The sequence below is a fragment of the Dulcicalothrix desertica PCC 7102 genome (genome assembly GCF_003991905.1).
Classification (GTDB): domain Bacteria; phylum Cyanobacteriota; class Cyanobacteriia; order Cyanobacteriales; family Nostocaceae; genus Dulcicalothrix; species Dulcicalothrix desertica.
Map to the genome: position 1 here is coordinate 131,029 of NZ_RSCL01000021.1, position 17,020 is coordinate 148,048.

At 38.4% G+C, this 17,020-nt stretch carries 15 protein-coding genes; 8 read left to right on the forward strand and 7 right to left on the reverse strand.

Translation table 11 applies throughout. From position 1 onward, the window contains the following. Positions 1–29: 29 nt before the first annotated feature. Positions 30–650, reverse strand: a complete 621-nt coding sequence (locus DSM106972_RS36040) for a chemotaxis protein CheC (protein ID WP_127085194.1) — start codon at positions 648–650, stop codon at positions 30–32. Positions 651–652: 2 nt separating this feature from the next. Beyond that, positions 653–1,021 (reverse strand): response regulator transcription factor, encoded by a 369-nt coding sequence (locus DSM106972_RS36045; protein WP_127085195.1) that lies wholly within the window; start codon positions 1,019–1,021, stop codon positions 653–655. Between the two features lie 245 nt (positions 1,022–1,266). Between DSM106972_RS36045 and DSM106972_RS36050 the strand changes: the two genes are divergently transcribed. From DSM106972_RS36050 to DSM106972_RS36080, 7 genes are all read left to right on the forward strand, one after another. After that, positions 1,267–3,378, forward strand: coding sequence for a chemotaxis protein CheA (locus tag DSM106972_RS36050; RefSeq protein ID WP_127085196.1), 2,112 nt, complete (start codon positions 1,267–1,269; stop codon positions 3,376–3,378). 1 nt (position 3,379) lies between these two features. Beyond that, on the forward strand, positions 3,380–3,811 hold the full coding sequence (locus DSM106972_RS36055) for a chemotaxis protein CheW (protein ID WP_127085197.1): 432 nt from the start codon (positions 3,380–3,382) through the stop codon (positions 3,809–3,811). A gap of 15 nt (positions 3,812–3,826) precedes the next feature. Continuing rightward, the gene (locus tag DSM106972_RS36060; protein WP_127085198.1) at positions 3,827–5,041 is read left to right on the forward strand and encodes a methyl-accepting chemotaxis protein; all 1,215 of its coding nucleotides are present in this window, start codon (positions 3,827–3,829) and stop codon (positions 5,039–5,041) included. Further along, a complete protein-coding gene (gene cheB, locus DSM106972_RS36065; RefSeq protein WP_127085199.1) occupies positions 5,041–6,120 on the forward strand; it encodes a protein-glutamate methylesterase/protein-glutamine glutaminase in 1,080 nt (359 codons plus the stop codon). Before DSM106972_RS36060 ends, cheB begins: the two co-directional genes overlap by 1 nt. Positions 6,121–6,172: 52 nt before the next feature. Continuing rightward, positions 6,173–7,033 (forward strand): CheR family methyltransferase, encoded by an 861-nt coding sequence (locus tag DSM106972_RS36070; protein WP_127085200.1) that lies wholly within the window; start codon positions 6,173–6,175, stop codon positions 7,031–7,033. Positions 7,034–7,464: 431 nt separating this feature from the next. After that, entirely contained in the window at positions 7,465–7,872 is a 408-nt protein-coding gene (locus DSM106972_RS36075; protein ID WP_127085201.1) for a hypothetical protein, read from the forward strand. Between the two features lie 6 nt (positions 7,873–7,878). Then, positions 7,879–9,144, forward strand: coding sequence for a glutamate-5-semialdehyde dehydrogenase (locus DSM106972_RS36080; RefSeq protein WP_127085202.1), 1,266 nt, complete (start codon positions 7,879–7,881; stop codon positions 9,142–9,144). Between the two features lie 116 nt (positions 9,145–9,260). Here the strand turns inward: DSM106972_RS36080 and DSM106972_RS36085 are convergent, their stop codons facing one another. The 5 genes from DSM106972_RS36085 to DSM106972_RS36105 all read right to left on the reverse strand — a co-directional run bounded on the left by DSM106972_RS36085 (position 9,261) and on the right by DSM106972_RS36105 (position 15,362). Further along, on the reverse strand, positions 9,261–10,343 hold the full coding sequence (locus DSM106972_RS36085) for a fatty acid desaturase (protein ID WP_127085203.1): 1,083 nt from the start codon (positions 10,341–10,343) through the stop codon (positions 9,261–9,263). A gap of 310 nt (positions 10,344–10,653) precedes the next feature. Then, on the reverse strand, positions 10,654–11,763 hold the full coding sequence (locus DSM106972_RS36090; RefSeq protein WP_233787692.1) for a fatty acid desaturase family protein: 1,110 nt from the start codon (positions 11,761–11,763) through the stop codon (positions 10,654–10,656). Between the two features lie 128 nt (positions 11,764–11,891). Next, the gene (locus tag DSM106972_RS36095) at positions 11,892–13,022 is read right to left on the reverse strand and encodes a fatty acid desaturase family protein (protein WP_127085204.1); all 1,131 of its coding nucleotides are present in this window, start codon (positions 13,020–13,022) and stop codon (positions 11,892–11,894) included. Positions 13,023–13,186: 164 nt separating this feature from the next. Beyond that, positions 13,187–14,263 carry a fatty acid desaturase gene (locus DSM106972_RS36100; RefSeq protein WP_127085205.1) on the reverse strand — a complete coding sequence of 359 codons (1,077 nt, stop codon included), beginning with the start codon at positions 14,261–14,263 and terminating at the stop codon, positions 13,187–13,189. Positions 14,264–14,528: 265 nt separating this feature from the next. Further along, positions 14,529–15,362 carry an acyl-CoA desaturase gene (locus tag DSM106972_RS36105; protein WP_127085206.1) on the reverse strand — a complete coding sequence of 278 codons (834 nt, stop codon included), beginning with the start codon at positions 15,360–15,362 and terminating at the stop codon, positions 14,529–14,531. 141 nt (positions 15,363–15,503) lie between these two features. On the opposite strand from DSM106972_RS36105, the gene DSM106972_RS36110 reads away from it, so the two are divergent. Further along, positions 15,504–16,739, forward strand: coding sequence for a methionine gamma-lyase family protein (locus DSM106972_RS36110; protein ID WP_127085207.1), 1,236 nt, complete (start codon positions 15,504–15,506; stop codon positions 16,737–16,739). The last annotated feature ends 281 nt before the right edge of the window (positions 16,740–17,020 follow it).

The window sequence follows — 17,020 nt, forward strand, 5'->3', positions numbered from 1 at the left end:
ATTTAATCTTATTCTAGACATATTTTTAACTAAGAAGGTTGAAATTCTAACTGTTGGTCAATCACCCTAATTAGCGTACCAAATGAATCCATTTCAAAAATTAGAACGATATCTCCTATAATTTCTAACGTTTTAATTGCAAAGCGCGCTTGTGCCAGCAAAAAAATTGTTTCTTCACTTGCATATTCCAAAGACAATACATGCTTTATGCAATCTTCCATGTAAATGGGTATCGCATAGTTGAGGTGTTGATTTAATACGTTACTAATCGACCCCATAATTCCATTAATTACAATATTGCCTACTTCGCTAAGTGTACCAATTTTTACGGAGTCTAAATCGGGACTACCTACTTCTTCTCCTGTAAGTAAGCTGACTAATGTTGCTGCACTGTCTGTTGGAAAAACTAAGTTTGCTTTTCCCGAAAACGAGCCTGTAAAATTTAATTTTACCGCCGCTAACGAATCTCCATCAAATCTTTTTTCTAGTTCTGTTTGTATCTGACTCAAAGTTAATATGCTAACAACCGGAATTTCTAAAACAATCCGAGATTCTAACATTTGGTTGAGCATACCAGCAGCTCGACCGACACCAATATTTATTAACTCTTGTAAGGCATCTAAGTGAGCATCTGTTAGCTGATATACCATAATTAAAGTCCTTGATGCTTACAAGCTTCACGTACAGCCATCAGCACTTCATTTTGTTTTACTGGCTTATTTATAAACCCTGTGGCGCCTAATTCCATACCACGGTCACGCGAAGCATCTTGAATGTCAGCAGAAATAATAATAGTCGGAACCTCAAACTTTTCTGCCCGCAACATCTCAAGAAATCCAAATCCATCAACGTCTGGCATCAGTATATCAGTCAACACACAATCTGGAGTATGCGCGCGTACCATCTCTAAACCTTCCCGACCGTTACTAGCTTCGAGTATTTCATAGCCATCGGCTTGCAGGATTTTACGAAGCATCCTACGAGCAAAGGCTGCATCGTCAACAATCAGGATTGATGTCATCGTTCAAATAAATATTTTACACGTGCTTAACAATAAATTCTATTTTATCATTTATTCAATAGTTTGCTAATTGTCAAGTAGTTTTGATACATTTTTTCATAAAAATCTCTAATTAATAATTTACAAAAATAAACTTCTACCTAAAGACATAATTTATATCTGCTTGAAGATAGAATTTGAAAGCATACTAGTTTTACCATTTTCATCGTAGAATATTTCATTACCTAGACTAGATATCAAATTGCATGGAGTATATCGACAGCGATGACATTAAAGCCTTTTTGGCAGAAAGCTATGAAAATATTAATCAAATAGAAAATGATATTGTAGATTTAGAAAAAGCGTTGGTATCAGTGGATGCATTGTCTCGGATTTACCGATGTTTACATACATTGAAGGGTAATTGCGGTTTTCTGGCATTTGCTAAGTTAGAAAGACTTGCTCATGCTGGTGAAAGTTTACTCAACCAACTGCGTACAGGTAATTTAACCATAAATACCGAAATTGCCACTGTTCTACTTCAAACAATTGACAGTATTCGTAAAATCCTCACTTCCATCGAAGCTAATAATAACGAAGGTAGCGAAGATTATTCAAACTTGATTCAAGAAATAAATCTACTACAGTCTACTACTTCTATCGAAGCTACTCCCGTTCTCGAAACTCACCCAACTTCTCAAGTTGCTCCCACTCCTAGCACCTCGGAAACTATTCGAGTTGATGTAGATGTACTCGATAAAATCATGAATTTAGTGGGTGAGTTAATACTATCACGTAACCAAGTGTTGCAATTCGCAAATCATATAGATGATATTGCTTTTACCAAAATCAGCCAAAACTTAAATGTAATTTCATCAGAGTTGCAATTTGTAGTTATGAAAACTCGGTTGCAACCAATAAATATAATATTGCAAAAACTACCGCGTGCTGTTCGCGATATTGAAGTTGCTTCACACAAAAGGGTACATCTCAATATTATTGGCGCCGAAACCGAACTCGACCGCAGTATAATCGAGTTCATCAAAGACCCAATCATGCATATAGTTCGTAACTGTATTGACCACGGAATTGAAACACCATCCGTACGCACATCGCTTGGCAAACCAATCGAAGGAAAGTTGTATGTGCTAGCGTTTCACGAAGGTGGTACAGTCAATATTGAAGTTGGCGATGATGGTAAAGGTATTGAACCAGAGCTTGTATTGGCAAAAGCATTAGAGCTAGGTTTAATTAATTCTTCACAAGCGCAAACTAAGAGCGAAGCTGAAATTATAAATTTAATTTTTCTACCCGGTTTATCTACATCACCTCAAGTTACCAACCTTTCTGGTAGAGGAGTTGGAATGGATGTAGTCAAGACGAATATAGAGCGAGTAAACGGTTCAATACAAGTTTATAGTCAGCCAGGACAAGGTACAGTATTTAAAATCAGGATTCCTTTAACTCTAGCAATTATTGGTGCATTAATAATTACTGCCAATCAACAATATTTTACTATTCCCCAAACTAATGTTCAAGAACTCGTCAGGCTAGAGGGTGATGCAATAAGCGAACGTCTTGATATACTATATGATATTCCTGTATTGCGTTTGCGTGAAAATATCTTACCTTTGGTCTACCTGAACAAAGTTCTCGGATTTAATAAAAATGTACCATTGTCTGTACTAGAAAATATCGAAATAGAAACTATATATATAGTAGTTATCAATATTGATGAATATCACTTTGGTTTAGTTGTAGACTCAATCGAAGACACTGAGGATATTGTAGTTAAACCTTTAGGAAAACAACTCAAAGATGTTTCTATATTCACAGGCGCCACTATTCTTGGCGATGGTAAAATTGCTTTAATCATAGATACAATTGCACTGGCGATACAAGCGGGTGTCACACCTCAAGCTCAAAAACGTTTCAATACCACACTTATAGATGATAATGAAGAGCGCGTTTCGGTACTCTTGTTTGAAGGGGTTGAAAACGCGCGTATGGGTATTTTTCTCACGCTTGCCAACCGTCTGGAAGAATTCGACGGCAAAGACATTAAAATTGTTGGCAACCAAAAGGTCATACAATATAACAATGAAATTATATCTTTAATTGATTTAAACGAAGTCTTTTTAGGCGCCTCAAAAATATTACCAGATTCTATAATTCAAGTTGTGGTTATCACTTTCAATTATCATAACTACGGCTTAATAGTCAATTCTATCATTGATATTGTCGAAGAACCGTTAAAAATTCAAGGCGCCTCTACCCGTCCTGGTGTGAAAATGCTTGCTACTATTCAAAATGAAATTACCGAAATTCTCGATATCGAAAAAGTTATTGCTCTTGCTAACCCTTATTTAATCAAATAATATGAATCAACAATTTTGTACTTTTTTTCTCGATAAAATATATTTTGGTATCGACGTTTTACAAGTGCAAGAAGTAATTAGATTTACACAAATAACCCCTGTACCACTGGCGCCACCCGATATTTTAGGTTTAATCAACTTACGTGGTAAAATAGTCACTATCATCGATATAAAATCTCGATTACAAATGAATCAAAACATAAAAAATCCTGAAAATAATTACAAGATTATTTTGAATAATAAATCCGAACTCATCAGCTTGATAGTAGATGACATAGGAGACGTAGTTGAAGTCGCAGAAAATCAATTTGAACCACCTCCTGCAACTTTAAAAGTTAAAATTCGCTCTTTACTGCAAGGCGCCTACAAATTACAAGACAAATTTTTATTAATTCTAAACGTCGATAAACTTTTAGCCCAAAATATTGAATGAAAATTAAAGAAAACTATGAGTCAATTACAGCCAATTTTAACAGCATTAACCGCATTGAAACAAGGAAATTTTGCTTATCGTTTACCAGTTGAAGAAAACGAACTAAGCGAAGTACATCAAGCTTTCAACGAATTAGCCGCTTTTAACGAAAATTTTGCATCCGAAACCATCAAAATGATGCACGAAGTCGGTACAGAAGGAAAGTTAGACTCGCAAATCATAATCAGTAATACCACTGGATGTTGGAAAGAAATAATCGACAGTATAAATTACATGTCTTCCAAATTGACCGCCCAATTCCGTAGTATTGCTCAAGTAATGCTTATAGTATCGCAAGGCGATTTATCTCAAACAATTGACATTGAAAATGTGGGTGAATTTCAAGCACTGACAAGCAACATTAATGCGATGATAACCAACCTGCGTACTTCAATTCAAGAAATTACTGAAGTTGCAACTACTGTAGCTTCATCTTCTGAAGAATTTAGTGTTGTTAGTCAAGAAATGACGAAAAACGCAACTCAAACTGCCGAGCAAGCAACGAGTGCTTCAGCTTCTGCCGACCAAGTTAGTCAAAATGCAATTATAGTAGCTACCGCAGTCGAAGAAATGAACGCTTCAATTAGAGAAATTGCCAAAAATGCTGCTGAAGGCGCCCAAGTAGCCACAATCGCCGTAAAAACTGCTGATGATACTAATACCACAATTACCAAACTTGGTAATAGTAGTGTAGAAATAGGCAAAGTCATTAAAGTAATTACCTCAATAGCCCAGCAAACAAATTTATTAGCTCTGAATGCCACCATCGAAGCTGCACGCGCGGGAGATGCTGGTCGAGGGTTTGCCGTTGTTGCGGGTGAAGTTAAAGAATTAGCACGCGCAACTGCCAAAGCAACTGACGATATTAGCCAGCGTATCGAAATGATTCAAACCGATACAAAAAGTGCTGTTGACGCAATCGCTGAAATTAGTACCGTTATCAATCAAATTAATGATATTCAAAATACTATAGCCAGTGCTGTCGAAGAGCAAACAGCCACTACTAACGAAATTGCCCGTAACGTCACAGAATCTGCTAAAGGCGCCACCGACATTGCCAAAAATATTTCTGTCGTAGCCATAAACGCTCAAAACACCACTACAGGCGCCGCGAATACATCCCAAGCTGCCAACGAACTATCGCGCATGGCAGTAGATTTACAGAAAATAATTAGTAAATTTAAATACTAATGAAACTCCATGTGCTTGTCGTAGATGATGCCGTCATCGTTCGGAATCGGGTTTCCAAAATATTATCCACTGTACCAGAAATCGAAGCTGTCTCTGTAGCCGCAAGTGGTAAAATTGCCCTTTTAAAAATCCCTCAAGTCAATCCAGATATCATTATCTTGGATGTGGAAATGCCCGAAATGGATGGTTTAGAAACACTCGTTGAAATTCGACGACAGTATCCAAAACTACCTGTAATTATGTTTAGCGCCTTAACTGTATTAGGCGCCGCAACCACATTAGACGCTTTAATGTTAGGAGCAAACGACTATGCTACCAAACCAAGTAACCTCACAAGCATAGAAGCAGCAAACCAACACATACTTACAGAACTAGTACCCAAAATAAAAGCATTAAGTGCTGTAGAGACGCGATTCATCGCGTCTCCAGCATCTACAGTGTCATATAAAAATGTGACTAACCAAGACGCGATAAACCAAGACGCGATAAATCGCGTCTCTACATCTATTGATATCGTCGCAATTGGTGTTTCTACAGGGGGACCCAATGCTTTAGCAGAAATTTTACCCAAACTGCCTGCTGATTTTCCTGCCGCAATTTTGATAGTTCAACACATGCCACCAATGTTTACTAAGCTGATGGCAGAACGTTTGGCGTCAAAATGTCAAATTCCTGTAGCTGAAGCTATTTGTGGCACAACTGTAAAACCAGGACATGTTTGGATTGCACCCGGTGATTATCATTTGCTTGTTGAGCGCGATAACAATACTGTAAAACTCGTAACCAACCAAGCACCACCAGAAAATTCTTGTCGTCCTGCTGTTGACGTTCTATTCCGTTCGGTTGCAAAAGTTTACGGAAACAAATCTTTAGGTGTTGTATTGACGGGTATGGGAAAAGACGGATTACAAGGTGCTGAACATATTCACGCTTGTGGAGGTCATATTTTCGTCCAAGACCAAGCTTCTAGTGTCGTTTGGGGGATGCCAGGATTTGTCGCAAATGCCGGATTAGCAGAATCTATTTTGCCTATCAACCAAATGGCTGGTGCTATTTTACGTTTAGTAGCTGATAATTAACAAAAGATTATTATAAACTTTTGTAAACTTGTATCAAATTTATCGTGAATATATGTTTAAAGTCTATGGTCATCAGACAATGAGCTTGAGCAACCTAGATTTTGACTACCTACGTCATTTAGTTCGCGAACACTCTGCTGTTGCTCTTGATGCGGGTAAAGAATATTTAGTTGAGTTACATTTGTCAAACTACGTTCGGCAGATTGGCTTTGATACAATAGCAAATTTTATTGAACACCTTAAGGTTTCAAAATTTGGAGACCTTCATATAGCAGCAATCGAACACCTAGTCAATTACGAAACAACTTTTTTTCGAGATATTTATCCCTTTGAAGCTCTTAAAGATTATATTTTGCCGGAGATAATTCAAAGGCGCCAGTCTTGTCAATCAGATAAAATCAAGATTTGGAGTGCAGCATGTTCGACGGGGCAAGAGGTCTACAGTATTGCCATGCTGATTCGCGAGCATTTTCCCATGTTAAATGAAGCAAACCTACAAATTGTTGCTAGCGATTTTTCTAATAAAGCACTAACACGGGCACGTAATGGTATCTACAGTCCGTTGGAAGTTAGACGAGGATTACCTGCTAACTTACGAAAAAAGTACTTTCACTCTTGCGGTAACGAATGGCAGATTGACCGCGAACTTTCTAACATGATTAATTTTCATCAAATAAATTTAATTAAACCTTGGTCTACCTTACCCTTCCAGCAAGTGGATATTTTATTCATTCGTAACGTTTTAATTTATTTCGACATCAATACCAAAAAAGATATGTTGTATAAAATAAAACAAGTACTTCATCCAGAAGGATATTTGTTCCTTGGTGGAGGTGAAACCACTTTGAACCTAGACAACGATTTTGAAAGGGTTCAACTCGGACAAGCAATTACCTACAAGTTGAAATCTTGAGAAACCTGGTTTCTGAATCAAAATCTGGAATCAAAAGCAATTATTACGTAGAAACCAGGTTTCTGGGTTTTTTTAAGGTTTTAGAAACCTGGTTTCTGAATCAAAATCTGGAATCAAAAGCAATTATTACGTAGAAACCAGGTTTCTGGGTTTTTTTAAGGTTTGAGAAACCTAGAAACCAGGTTTCTGGGTTTTTTTAAGGTTTGAGAAACCTGGTTTCTGAATCAAAATCTCGAATCAAAAGCAATTATTACGTAGAAACCAGGTTTCTGGGTTTTTTTAATGAATTAGTTAATCTCAGTAAGATGCATTACACTTAATAAGGGCTAATATCATAAGAAAAAGTTTCGCAGTGTGATATTTTAGGCTAACTGGAATATTTTACTGTGGTAGCTATATATATAAACACGCTCAAGTTATCAAATTCGCTTGTGCAATCCAAAAAACCAGAGAAAATAGATTTTAATAACGAGTACCCGTGTCCTTGTCGTCGTCGGGGAGAGTTAACTGCGATTACGCTGACAGAAGCTTTTGGCTGCAACCGTTGTCAGCGGATTTTCGTCGTCGAAGATAGCGGTTATGTTTTAGAAGAACTTTCAACCACGTATCCTTATAAAAAGGCTTGGCGTTGGTCGGGTAACGCTTGGAGCGTTGTTCATCCTAAAATGGGAGAAAGTTACTTACCTGTAGCGCTAGGCATTATTTTTGTGCTAGTGGTTATATGGCTACCATTGGCATTACGTTTGGCAAACACATCAAGTTGGGTTGCCTGGGCAATGCTAGCGGTACTATTAGCGCTTTTACCTGCACTAATGTTGTGGTTGACCCATAGACCGTAAACCCAGATGAGTGTTGATGCTTTTGATGACGTACCTGAAGTAATGCGTATTGCGATGCGCGCTTATAGTGCTTCTTTACGTTTAGGTATAACAAAGGGAATAGACCGCAGTCGCGCTGTGCTGGCAATGGCACGGGCGCTGAATAATGCGTTTGATGATATTTTGGAGGCTAACACCCTTGACTTAGAGGCCAGTCGAGAAATGGCAGTACCTGAGTTAATTTTAGATTGGCTAAAATTAACTCCAGAACGTTTGGAAGCAGCAGTTGATATTTTGCAGCGTTTAGGAGAGTTACCTGACCCTTTGCGACGTGTCAGAACTGCTGACTATCAGCTTGATGATTCTCAGACTTATTCGCATTTAATGCCATTGGGTGTAATCGCTTTTATTTATGAGGCATTTCCAGAATTAGGCGCCATTGCCGCTGCGATGTGTATTAAAACAGGTAATAGTATTATTCTTAAAGGCAGTACCGAATCGAGTCATTCCAATGCTGCAATAGTCGATGTCTTGCAAAATGCCATCTTAGATAAAGGTTTACCAGTTGGAAGCATTGAGCTAATAACCAGTGAACACGGCGCCTCGTTACGTGATTTAATAACCCAAGACAAATATTTAAATTTGGTAATACCTTATGGACGTCCAAGTTTCGTGCAGCAAGTCGTGCGTAATTCAACGGTGCCTGTACTAAAATCAGCAATGGGTAACTGCTATGCATACTGGTCACTCAACAGTAGCTTAGAAATGCTGAGGGGAATAATTGTAGATAGTCACTCTAGCGAACCAGACCCAGTTAACGCCATAGAAAAAGTACTAGTACACCGTCAAACTTTACCATCATCACTAACAACTCTATTCAACAGCTTGAAAGAAAAAGGTTTTGATATAAAGGGTGATGAAGAACTAACGGCAGCTTTTGGACAACTACAACTTGCTAGTGACAACGAATGGGGTAATCCATATTTAAACAGAACTGTTGCATTTAAACTCGTTGATAGCTTAGAAATAGCCATCAACTGGATAAATCAATACAGTAGCGGACATGCCGACTGCATTGTGACAGAATCTTATCAAGAAAGTCGCCAATTTGCACTTGGTGTTAATAGTGCTTCCACATACGTCAACGCATCCCCACGTTTTTCGCGCAACACATCCCGTAGTGACGCTGTATTCTTAGGAATGTCAAACCAAAAAGGACACCGACGCGGAATCATTAACCTCGAAAGTCTAACAACAGTTAAACACATCGTTCAAGGCAATGGAAGATTTTAGTTAAAATTTATTATATCTTTTGTAAATATCTTGTGGAACAGGCATCGCTGCCTGTGTCTTTATATTTTAAAATTTCAGGGCGGGCAAGGATGCCCACCCCACAAAAGCAATCAAATTTACTTCTGTGTAGAAGCTTTTAGCTTGTGAGAAGTATAATAAACTTTGTTACCTTCATCAGGTACAAAATGACACTCAACCGCAGAACGCCAAAGTGACTTCCAAATTGGTTCGTTTGACTCGAAGAAATAATCACCCATTATTGGTTTAATAGCCGCAGTTGCCTTCTTCAAATTGTAATGCGGCATATTTAAGAAGATATGGTGTGCAACATGAGTCCCAATATCGTGATGAATGTTGTTGATAAAACCATAATCACGGTCAATTGAAGAAATGGCGCCTTTCAAAAAAGTCCACTCATCACCACGATACCAAGGAATATTTGGTTCAGTGTGGTGTAAAAATGTTACCAAATCTAACCAAACTACAAATACTAAATAAGGTCCCAAATAATACTTAACAAACCACATGAAGCCAAATTGGTAAGTTAAGAATCCTAATAAACCTACCATAGCACTCCAACAAACAGTGCTAGTAATAACATCCCACTTTTCACTTGGCTTGAATAAGGAACTACTGGGAAGGAAATGCGAACCTGTTTTACCAGGAGAGCGCATAAACAAGTAAATTGGGTACGCTAGCAAAAATACATAGTGTCGTCCGAGTTTGGTAATAAAGCCAGACTCGTTATATTCTGACTCACTCGAAGGATACCAGCTTTCATCATTTTCAAGACTACCCGTATTTTTGTGGTGAGTGCGATGGCTAATTCGCCAACCATGATACGGTACCAAAATTGGTGTATGGCAAATATGACCCATTAAGTCATTCAACCACTTATACTTAGAAAAAGATTGGTGTCCGCAGTCATGTCCGACAACAAATAGTGCCCAGAACATTGTCCCTTGCATTACCCAAAAGATTGGGAAAAATAGCCAAGAGTCAAAATGGTAGGCGACTGCATAAAGTAGTCCTATAACTGCAATGTCACGAAAGAAATAATACATCGATTTCACAACACTAGGTTGAAAGCATTCTGCTGGAATTGCTGCTTTCAAATCTCCAAGAGTGAAAGGGAGAGTTGTTTCTAATGGCGACTTTAAGCCTTGTTGATTGCTGGAAGAAATTATTGTATCTGTCACTTGATTTTGCTGTTCGTAAAATTCAAACGTGAAAAATTTGCAAATTGCAATCGTTCACACTTTTGATAAATATAATTAGCCTTTAGTATTATTAGCATTATATTGGTCAAATGACAAATACCATTTTCTATAAGTTATCTGAATTATTTACATCAAAATATGCTTATTATAAATTTCTGGTAAACCTGTATATAAACATAACCGTATCACACACTTCTTAGGCGCCTAATGAACTATAATAATTTAGTCGTCCAAACATTTCTTTTTGCATATATAGTTAATCAGTAGGTTGGCTTCGCTTACACCCAACCTACGAAGTAAGCGAATCAACATTAATGTCGGCGCCGGAACCTAGAGTTTTTAGTAAACTATAATTTGCCGCTAATGCTTCCGTCAAAGTTGGATAAACATTATATTGTACATCAAACTCAGCGCAAACCTCAGCTAAGATAGGAGCTATTTTTGGGTAATGAATATGGCAAATATGAGGAAGTAAATGATGGATGACTTGATAATTAAGACCCCCAACGTACCAATTTATAAAAGCATTCTTAGGTGCAAAATCTACAGTTGTTTTCACTTGCGCTATTGCCCATTCATCATCGACTTGGTTTGACTGAGGTGATGGTTCAATAAATTGGGCTGGTTCTAAAACATGAGCTAGCGAAAACACGTTACCTATCATTAAACCATACGTCATGTAAGTAATACAAAACCCAACAATTGTCTCAATAAGACTATATCCTAACCAAATAGGGAGTCCAATAAAGAGCCACAACCAAACTACTTTTCCTGTCAAAAGTATAAGTACTTGCTTAGTGTTTACAGGAACGACATGATTATGAAAGCTACGCTTAAATAAAATTATCTGAACATCGCTAAAAGACAAATAGAAAGGAAGAAACATGTATATAAAATTAATATATATGTGCTGGAATTTGTGGTACCATTTCCTTTCCAAGTGAGGAGTCATCCGCACTAATCCATCTCCATATATATCTACATCATGGTTTAAAATATTAGTATAAGTATGATGAAGAAAATTGTGCCGAAATTTCCATAAATAGCTTGAAAGACCAATTACATCATAAATCAAACCAATCAAGTAATTAACAGATTTATGATTTGAGTACCCACCGTGATTTGCATCGTGACCAACACTAAAACCAACACCTGCAATTCCTAACCCAAGTACAATACATGCAATTAATTTAATCCACAGTATTGATGGGCCAAAAAGAATAAAAGTCCAAGTACCAATTACCCATCCTAAAATAACTACCGTCTTCCAATACATTGCAAGGTTATCACGTTTCGCTATTTGCTTCGATTCAAAATAATCATCAACTTTTTGGTTAAGTCTTTTTCTAAAACCAATATTTTTAGCATAAGTTACTCTTGTTTGCGTTGCTATCATCATCTACTAGCCACTAATTGGTCAATCAAGCTATTTGCCACATATCTTGACATTATCTACGTAGAAATGCAAGGTTGGGTTTCCCGTCAGGACACTACGTGAACGTTATACGCTCCACCCAACCTACAAAGTTATGGAGTAACTAAATCAAGAGTACTATTGGCGCCTGAACCCAAAGCTTTCAATAAACCGTAATTTGCTGCTAATGCTTCGGTAAAAGTTGGGTAAACATAATATTGCACGTCAAACTCAGCGCAAACTTCCGCTAAAATCGGAGCGATTTTAGGATAATGTATGTGACAAACTTGGGGAAATAAATGATGAACAACTTGGTAGTTCAAACCACCTAAATACCAATTTAATAAAGCATTGTTTGGTGCAAAATCAACAGTTGTCTTAACTTGTGAAATAGCCCACTCATCATCAACAGAATTAGACTGTGGGTCAGGTTCAACAAACTCTGCTGGTTCCAACACGTGAGCAAGCATAAATACATTGCATATCAACAAACCATAAGTCATGTAAGCAATGCTAAATCCAATGAATGCCTGAATCGGAGTATATCCTACAGCCATTGGTGTTATAAAGAAAAGTCCTAACCAAACAACTTTACCTACTAGTAAAGTAAATATTTCTTTAAAATTTACAGGTACTATATGGTCATGATACTTACGCTTAAACAAAATTATGTGTACATCAGCTAAAGACCAGTAGAACGGAATAATTGCATAAATCAATGATACAAATAAATGCTGAAACCTTTGGTAAGATTTATGCTCCATAACAGGAGTCATTCGTACCAATCCGTCTCCATGTATTTCTACGTCGTGACCTAAAATATTAGTAAAAGTATGATGAAGATAATTATGGCGAAATCTCCATAAATAACTGGAAAGACCAATTACATCATAAATCAAACCAACAAAGCGATTAACAGATTTTTTACTTGAGTAACCACCGTGGTTGGCATCATGTCCAACACTAAAACCTATACCAGCAATTCCTGCTCCTAATACAATACACCCAATTATTTTTGCCCAAATTACTGCCGGTCCAAACAACGTAAAAGTCCAAGCACCAATTACCCATCCTAAAATCACTGCTGTCTTAAAATACATTGCAGCATTATCGCGCTTTGAAATATTATTCGATTCAAAATACTCATCAACTCGCTGATTAAGTCTTTTTCTAAAACCTATATTTTTAGTATAAGTTACTTTTGTTTGCGTTTTTTCTTGTGTTTGTACTTGTGTTTGTGTCATGTATTTTTTTGTTAGTTTATATTTTTCTTGTGGGGTGGGCATCCTTGCCCGCCCTGGATATAGAACGGGCAGGGATGCCCATTCCACAATATTCCACAATATTCAACAATATTCCACAATATTCCACAAGAATGACTAGGGTATATTTGCTCAGAAGATATTGTCTATTTACCAGCTTCGTACTGCTTAAAAGTTAGATAACCATTATCTTCTTTGTATAGCTGACACTCATCAGTCAACCGCTTCATTAAAGACCATGAGAAACGACATTCATCATGGAGATACGTATTCCAATTTTCTTTAATGCTGCGGTAGGCCTTCCGCAAATTATACGAAGGAATTGCTGTTGAAATATGGTGTGGTACGTGAACGTTAATGTCGTGACACAAAAACTCTACCCAACCTGGATAATCACAATGTATAGTACCCGCTAACTGAGCAATTGCTTCGTTCCACTTCGAGCGATTTTCAAACGGTACATCCGGCGCCGTATGGTGAACGTAAGTAAAAGTACTCATCCAGAAATGATAAACTAACCAAGGCACTAGCCAAAATTTCACAAAACCCCAAATTCCAGTTGTAAAAATCAACGCTGGAAAAGCTATTGCTGCAAATATTGTTACAACTGCAATTGATAATTTAACTTTAGGACGGTCTTTCTCTAGAAAATTCTCGGCGTTAAAATGTATTAACGCCCAATGACCTATAGAACCAACCCACCATAATTTGTTTGTTAAAAACGTTTTTAGAATTAGGCGCCATGTTGGACTACTGCCCTCAAACATCTCTGGTCTAACTGGATGCCAAGCATTATCAAAATCCAGCTTATTAGTATGTTTGTGGTGATAATTATGACCAACACGCCAAGCATGAAATGGGTAAATTAACGGTAAAAAGGCTATATGCCCTACTAAATCATTAACCCAACGACGGTTTGAAAATGACCGATGTCCACAATCATGCCCAATTACAAAAAAGCCAGTAAGTGCAGTGCCTGTGAAAATCCATGCAAATGGTAAAAGATACCAAGGAGAAACTACCAAACTTGCATACCCCAAAGCCACCATTAGCACATTTATAATCACCCCCGTCCATGCTTTGCGACTATCCTTTTGGAAACACTCGCGCGGGATGGATTTGATAATATGCTTTAGCTTTAGGCTATCTTGACCGAAACTATCAGGGATGATAGTCTGAGTGCTTTTGCGAGACTCTTCGCTCTTAACTATTGATACTGTCATGAATACTAAATTATGAAAAACTCCCCACAATCAAGAGTTATGAGTTATGAGTGCTGAGTGCTGAGTGCTGAGTGCTGAGTGCTGAGTGCTGAGAAATGACTTTTAACTCCTAACTCCTAACTCCTAACTCCTAACTCCTAACTTTTAACGTCTTGAGTAAAGTTTTGTTAAGGTCGCGATTTGGATTATATCAATAAAATCGCAATTTTCGCGACATTTTAAACCCCCGTTGATAAAGCGGGGGATAGATTGCAAGCAGATTATTTTATACTGCGGAACCTGACTGCTTTTTCGGCGCCAGTTTAATGTTTGTTGCTAAACCAAGCATTTGTAAAACTTGAATGACTATCCAAGTAAAATCAATTTCCCACCATTCCAAACCGTGACGAGCAGAGTACTGGTAAGCATGATGGTTATTGTGCCAACCTTCACCATAAGTTAGTAAAGCAACCCACCAACAGTTGGTGGAATGGTCGCCAGAATCATATGTTTTGTAGCCAAACTTATGAGTAGCGCTATTAACAAACCAAGTGAAGTGCCATACAAGTACAAGGCGAACAAAAATACCCCATACAACAAATGACCACCCACCAATAGCTAGTAACGTTACGCCCAGAGCTACCTGAAGCAAAATCATATTTTTTTGCAAAAACTGGTAAACTGGGTCTTCGCCTATATCTTTTGTGAAGCGAGGTACATCAGCAAAGGCAGGAGACCTATAAAACATCCAGCCGATATGACTCCACCAAAAACCCTTGTTAGAGTCATGGGGGTCTTGTTCTTGGTCAGAGTGTAAATGGTGGATGCGGTGTAAACCAGCCCAATCAATGGGTCCGCCTTGACACGAAAGGGTGCCACAAAAAGCGAGAAAATATTCAAGCCACTTGGGCGTTTGAAAACTGCGGTGGGTAATTAAACGGTGAAATCCAAGGGTAATGCCAAGGCAACCCGTTAGCCAATAAAGGAACACACATACGCCGACTGCTTGCCAGCTAAAGTTACTCGGAAGTAGAGCGAACAAGGCACCAACGTGCAAGCTAGAGAAAAATAAAATGTGGACCCAATTAAGTCCGGATTTGGTTGATGTAGCAATTGTCATGCAGTATCCTAAATGGGATTTAAAAGCGCGAAAACAAAGTAATTTGTTCTTCAGGTTCAGCGTACCTATATTGAGCATAGCTTTTATCTGCCATGCGCTAGAAATCCACAAAATAGTAAATTTATTGTGAATGAGGGACTAATGAACAGCTTGGAGCAGCTGCGGGACGCAGAACAGGCACTGTTACAGATTTTTTCTGGAATTGACGCAACAGTCAAGCAAAATCTGACTAGAGTGCTAAATTCTTTTCGCCATCATAGTGTTGGGGCGCACCATTTCGCAGGTGTCACAGGATACGGACACGATGATATTGGGCGCGAAACTTTAGATAAAGTCTTTGCTACAGTCATGGGTGCTGAAAAAGCTGCTGTACGAGTGCAGTTTGTTTCGGGAACCCATGCCATTGCTTGCGCCTTATTTGGTGTGCTTCGTCCTGGTGATGAAATGCTAGCCGTAGCTGGCGCCCCCTATGACACTTTAGAAGAAGTCATAGGTTTACGGGGTAGCTCTCAAGGCTCCCTTATAGAGTTTGGCATAACTTACCGTCAATTGGATCTTACTTCTAAAGGGACGATTGATTGGTCTGCGTTGAGCCAAAGTATAAAACAAAACACTCGCCTTGTTCTTATCCAGCGTTCCTGCGGTTATTCTTGGCGCCCAAGTTTATCGGTTGAAGAAATTGGGAAAATAATTACTATCGTCAAACAACAAAACCCCAACACAGTTTGTTTTGTTGATAACTGCTATGGCGAATTTATCGAAACACAAGAACCAACGCACGTTGGCGCCGATTTAATGGCAGGCTCTTTAATTAAAAACCCAGGTGGTACCATAGTCACCGCTGGGGGTTACGTCGCAGGACGTGCTGACTTAGTAGAAATGGCAGCATGTCGTCTTACAGCACCAGGTATTGGCAGTGAAGGAGGCGCCACCTTTGACCAGCTAAGATTGCTGTTTCAAGGATTATTCTTGGCGCCGCAAATGGTGGGAGAAGCAATGAAAGGCACTCACCTTACTGGTTACGTATTTGACAAACTAGGCTATCCTGTCAACCCAGCCCCAATGGCGCCGCGTCGCGACGTAATTCAAGCAATTAAACTAGGTTCAGCCAAAAAACTAATCGCCTTTTGTAAAGCCATCCAGCAAAACTCACCCATAGGTTCCTACCTCGACCCCATCCCCGACCAAATGCCCGGTTACGAGAGTCAAGTAGTCATGGCAGGAGGAACATTCATCGAAGGTAGCACCCTAGAATTCTCCGCCGACGGACCACTACGCGAACCCTACGTAGTATATTGCCAAGGCGGCACACACTGGACACACATCTCCATCGCCCTAGAAGCAGCCATCGAAGCCGTCGGTTTATCTCAACTGTAGAGACGCGATGTTCCTCGCGTCTCTACCGTGTCTCTGTGGTGAAAACCTCAGTAAAGCTAAAGTAGTAAAACAATTGCTCTATTACTTTAGCCTGACCATAATTAACGAAGTATAAAATATTATTTAATCTTTTAAGTAAACGATAAATTTGTATTAATTATAGATATTTAGAAAACAAAATGCTGTAAAAAATATTACATAAACACAGTACAGACGCGATTAATCGTGTCTGTACAACAAAGAGAAACTGTTACAATGATTACAATTAGTTTGTTTCTTAT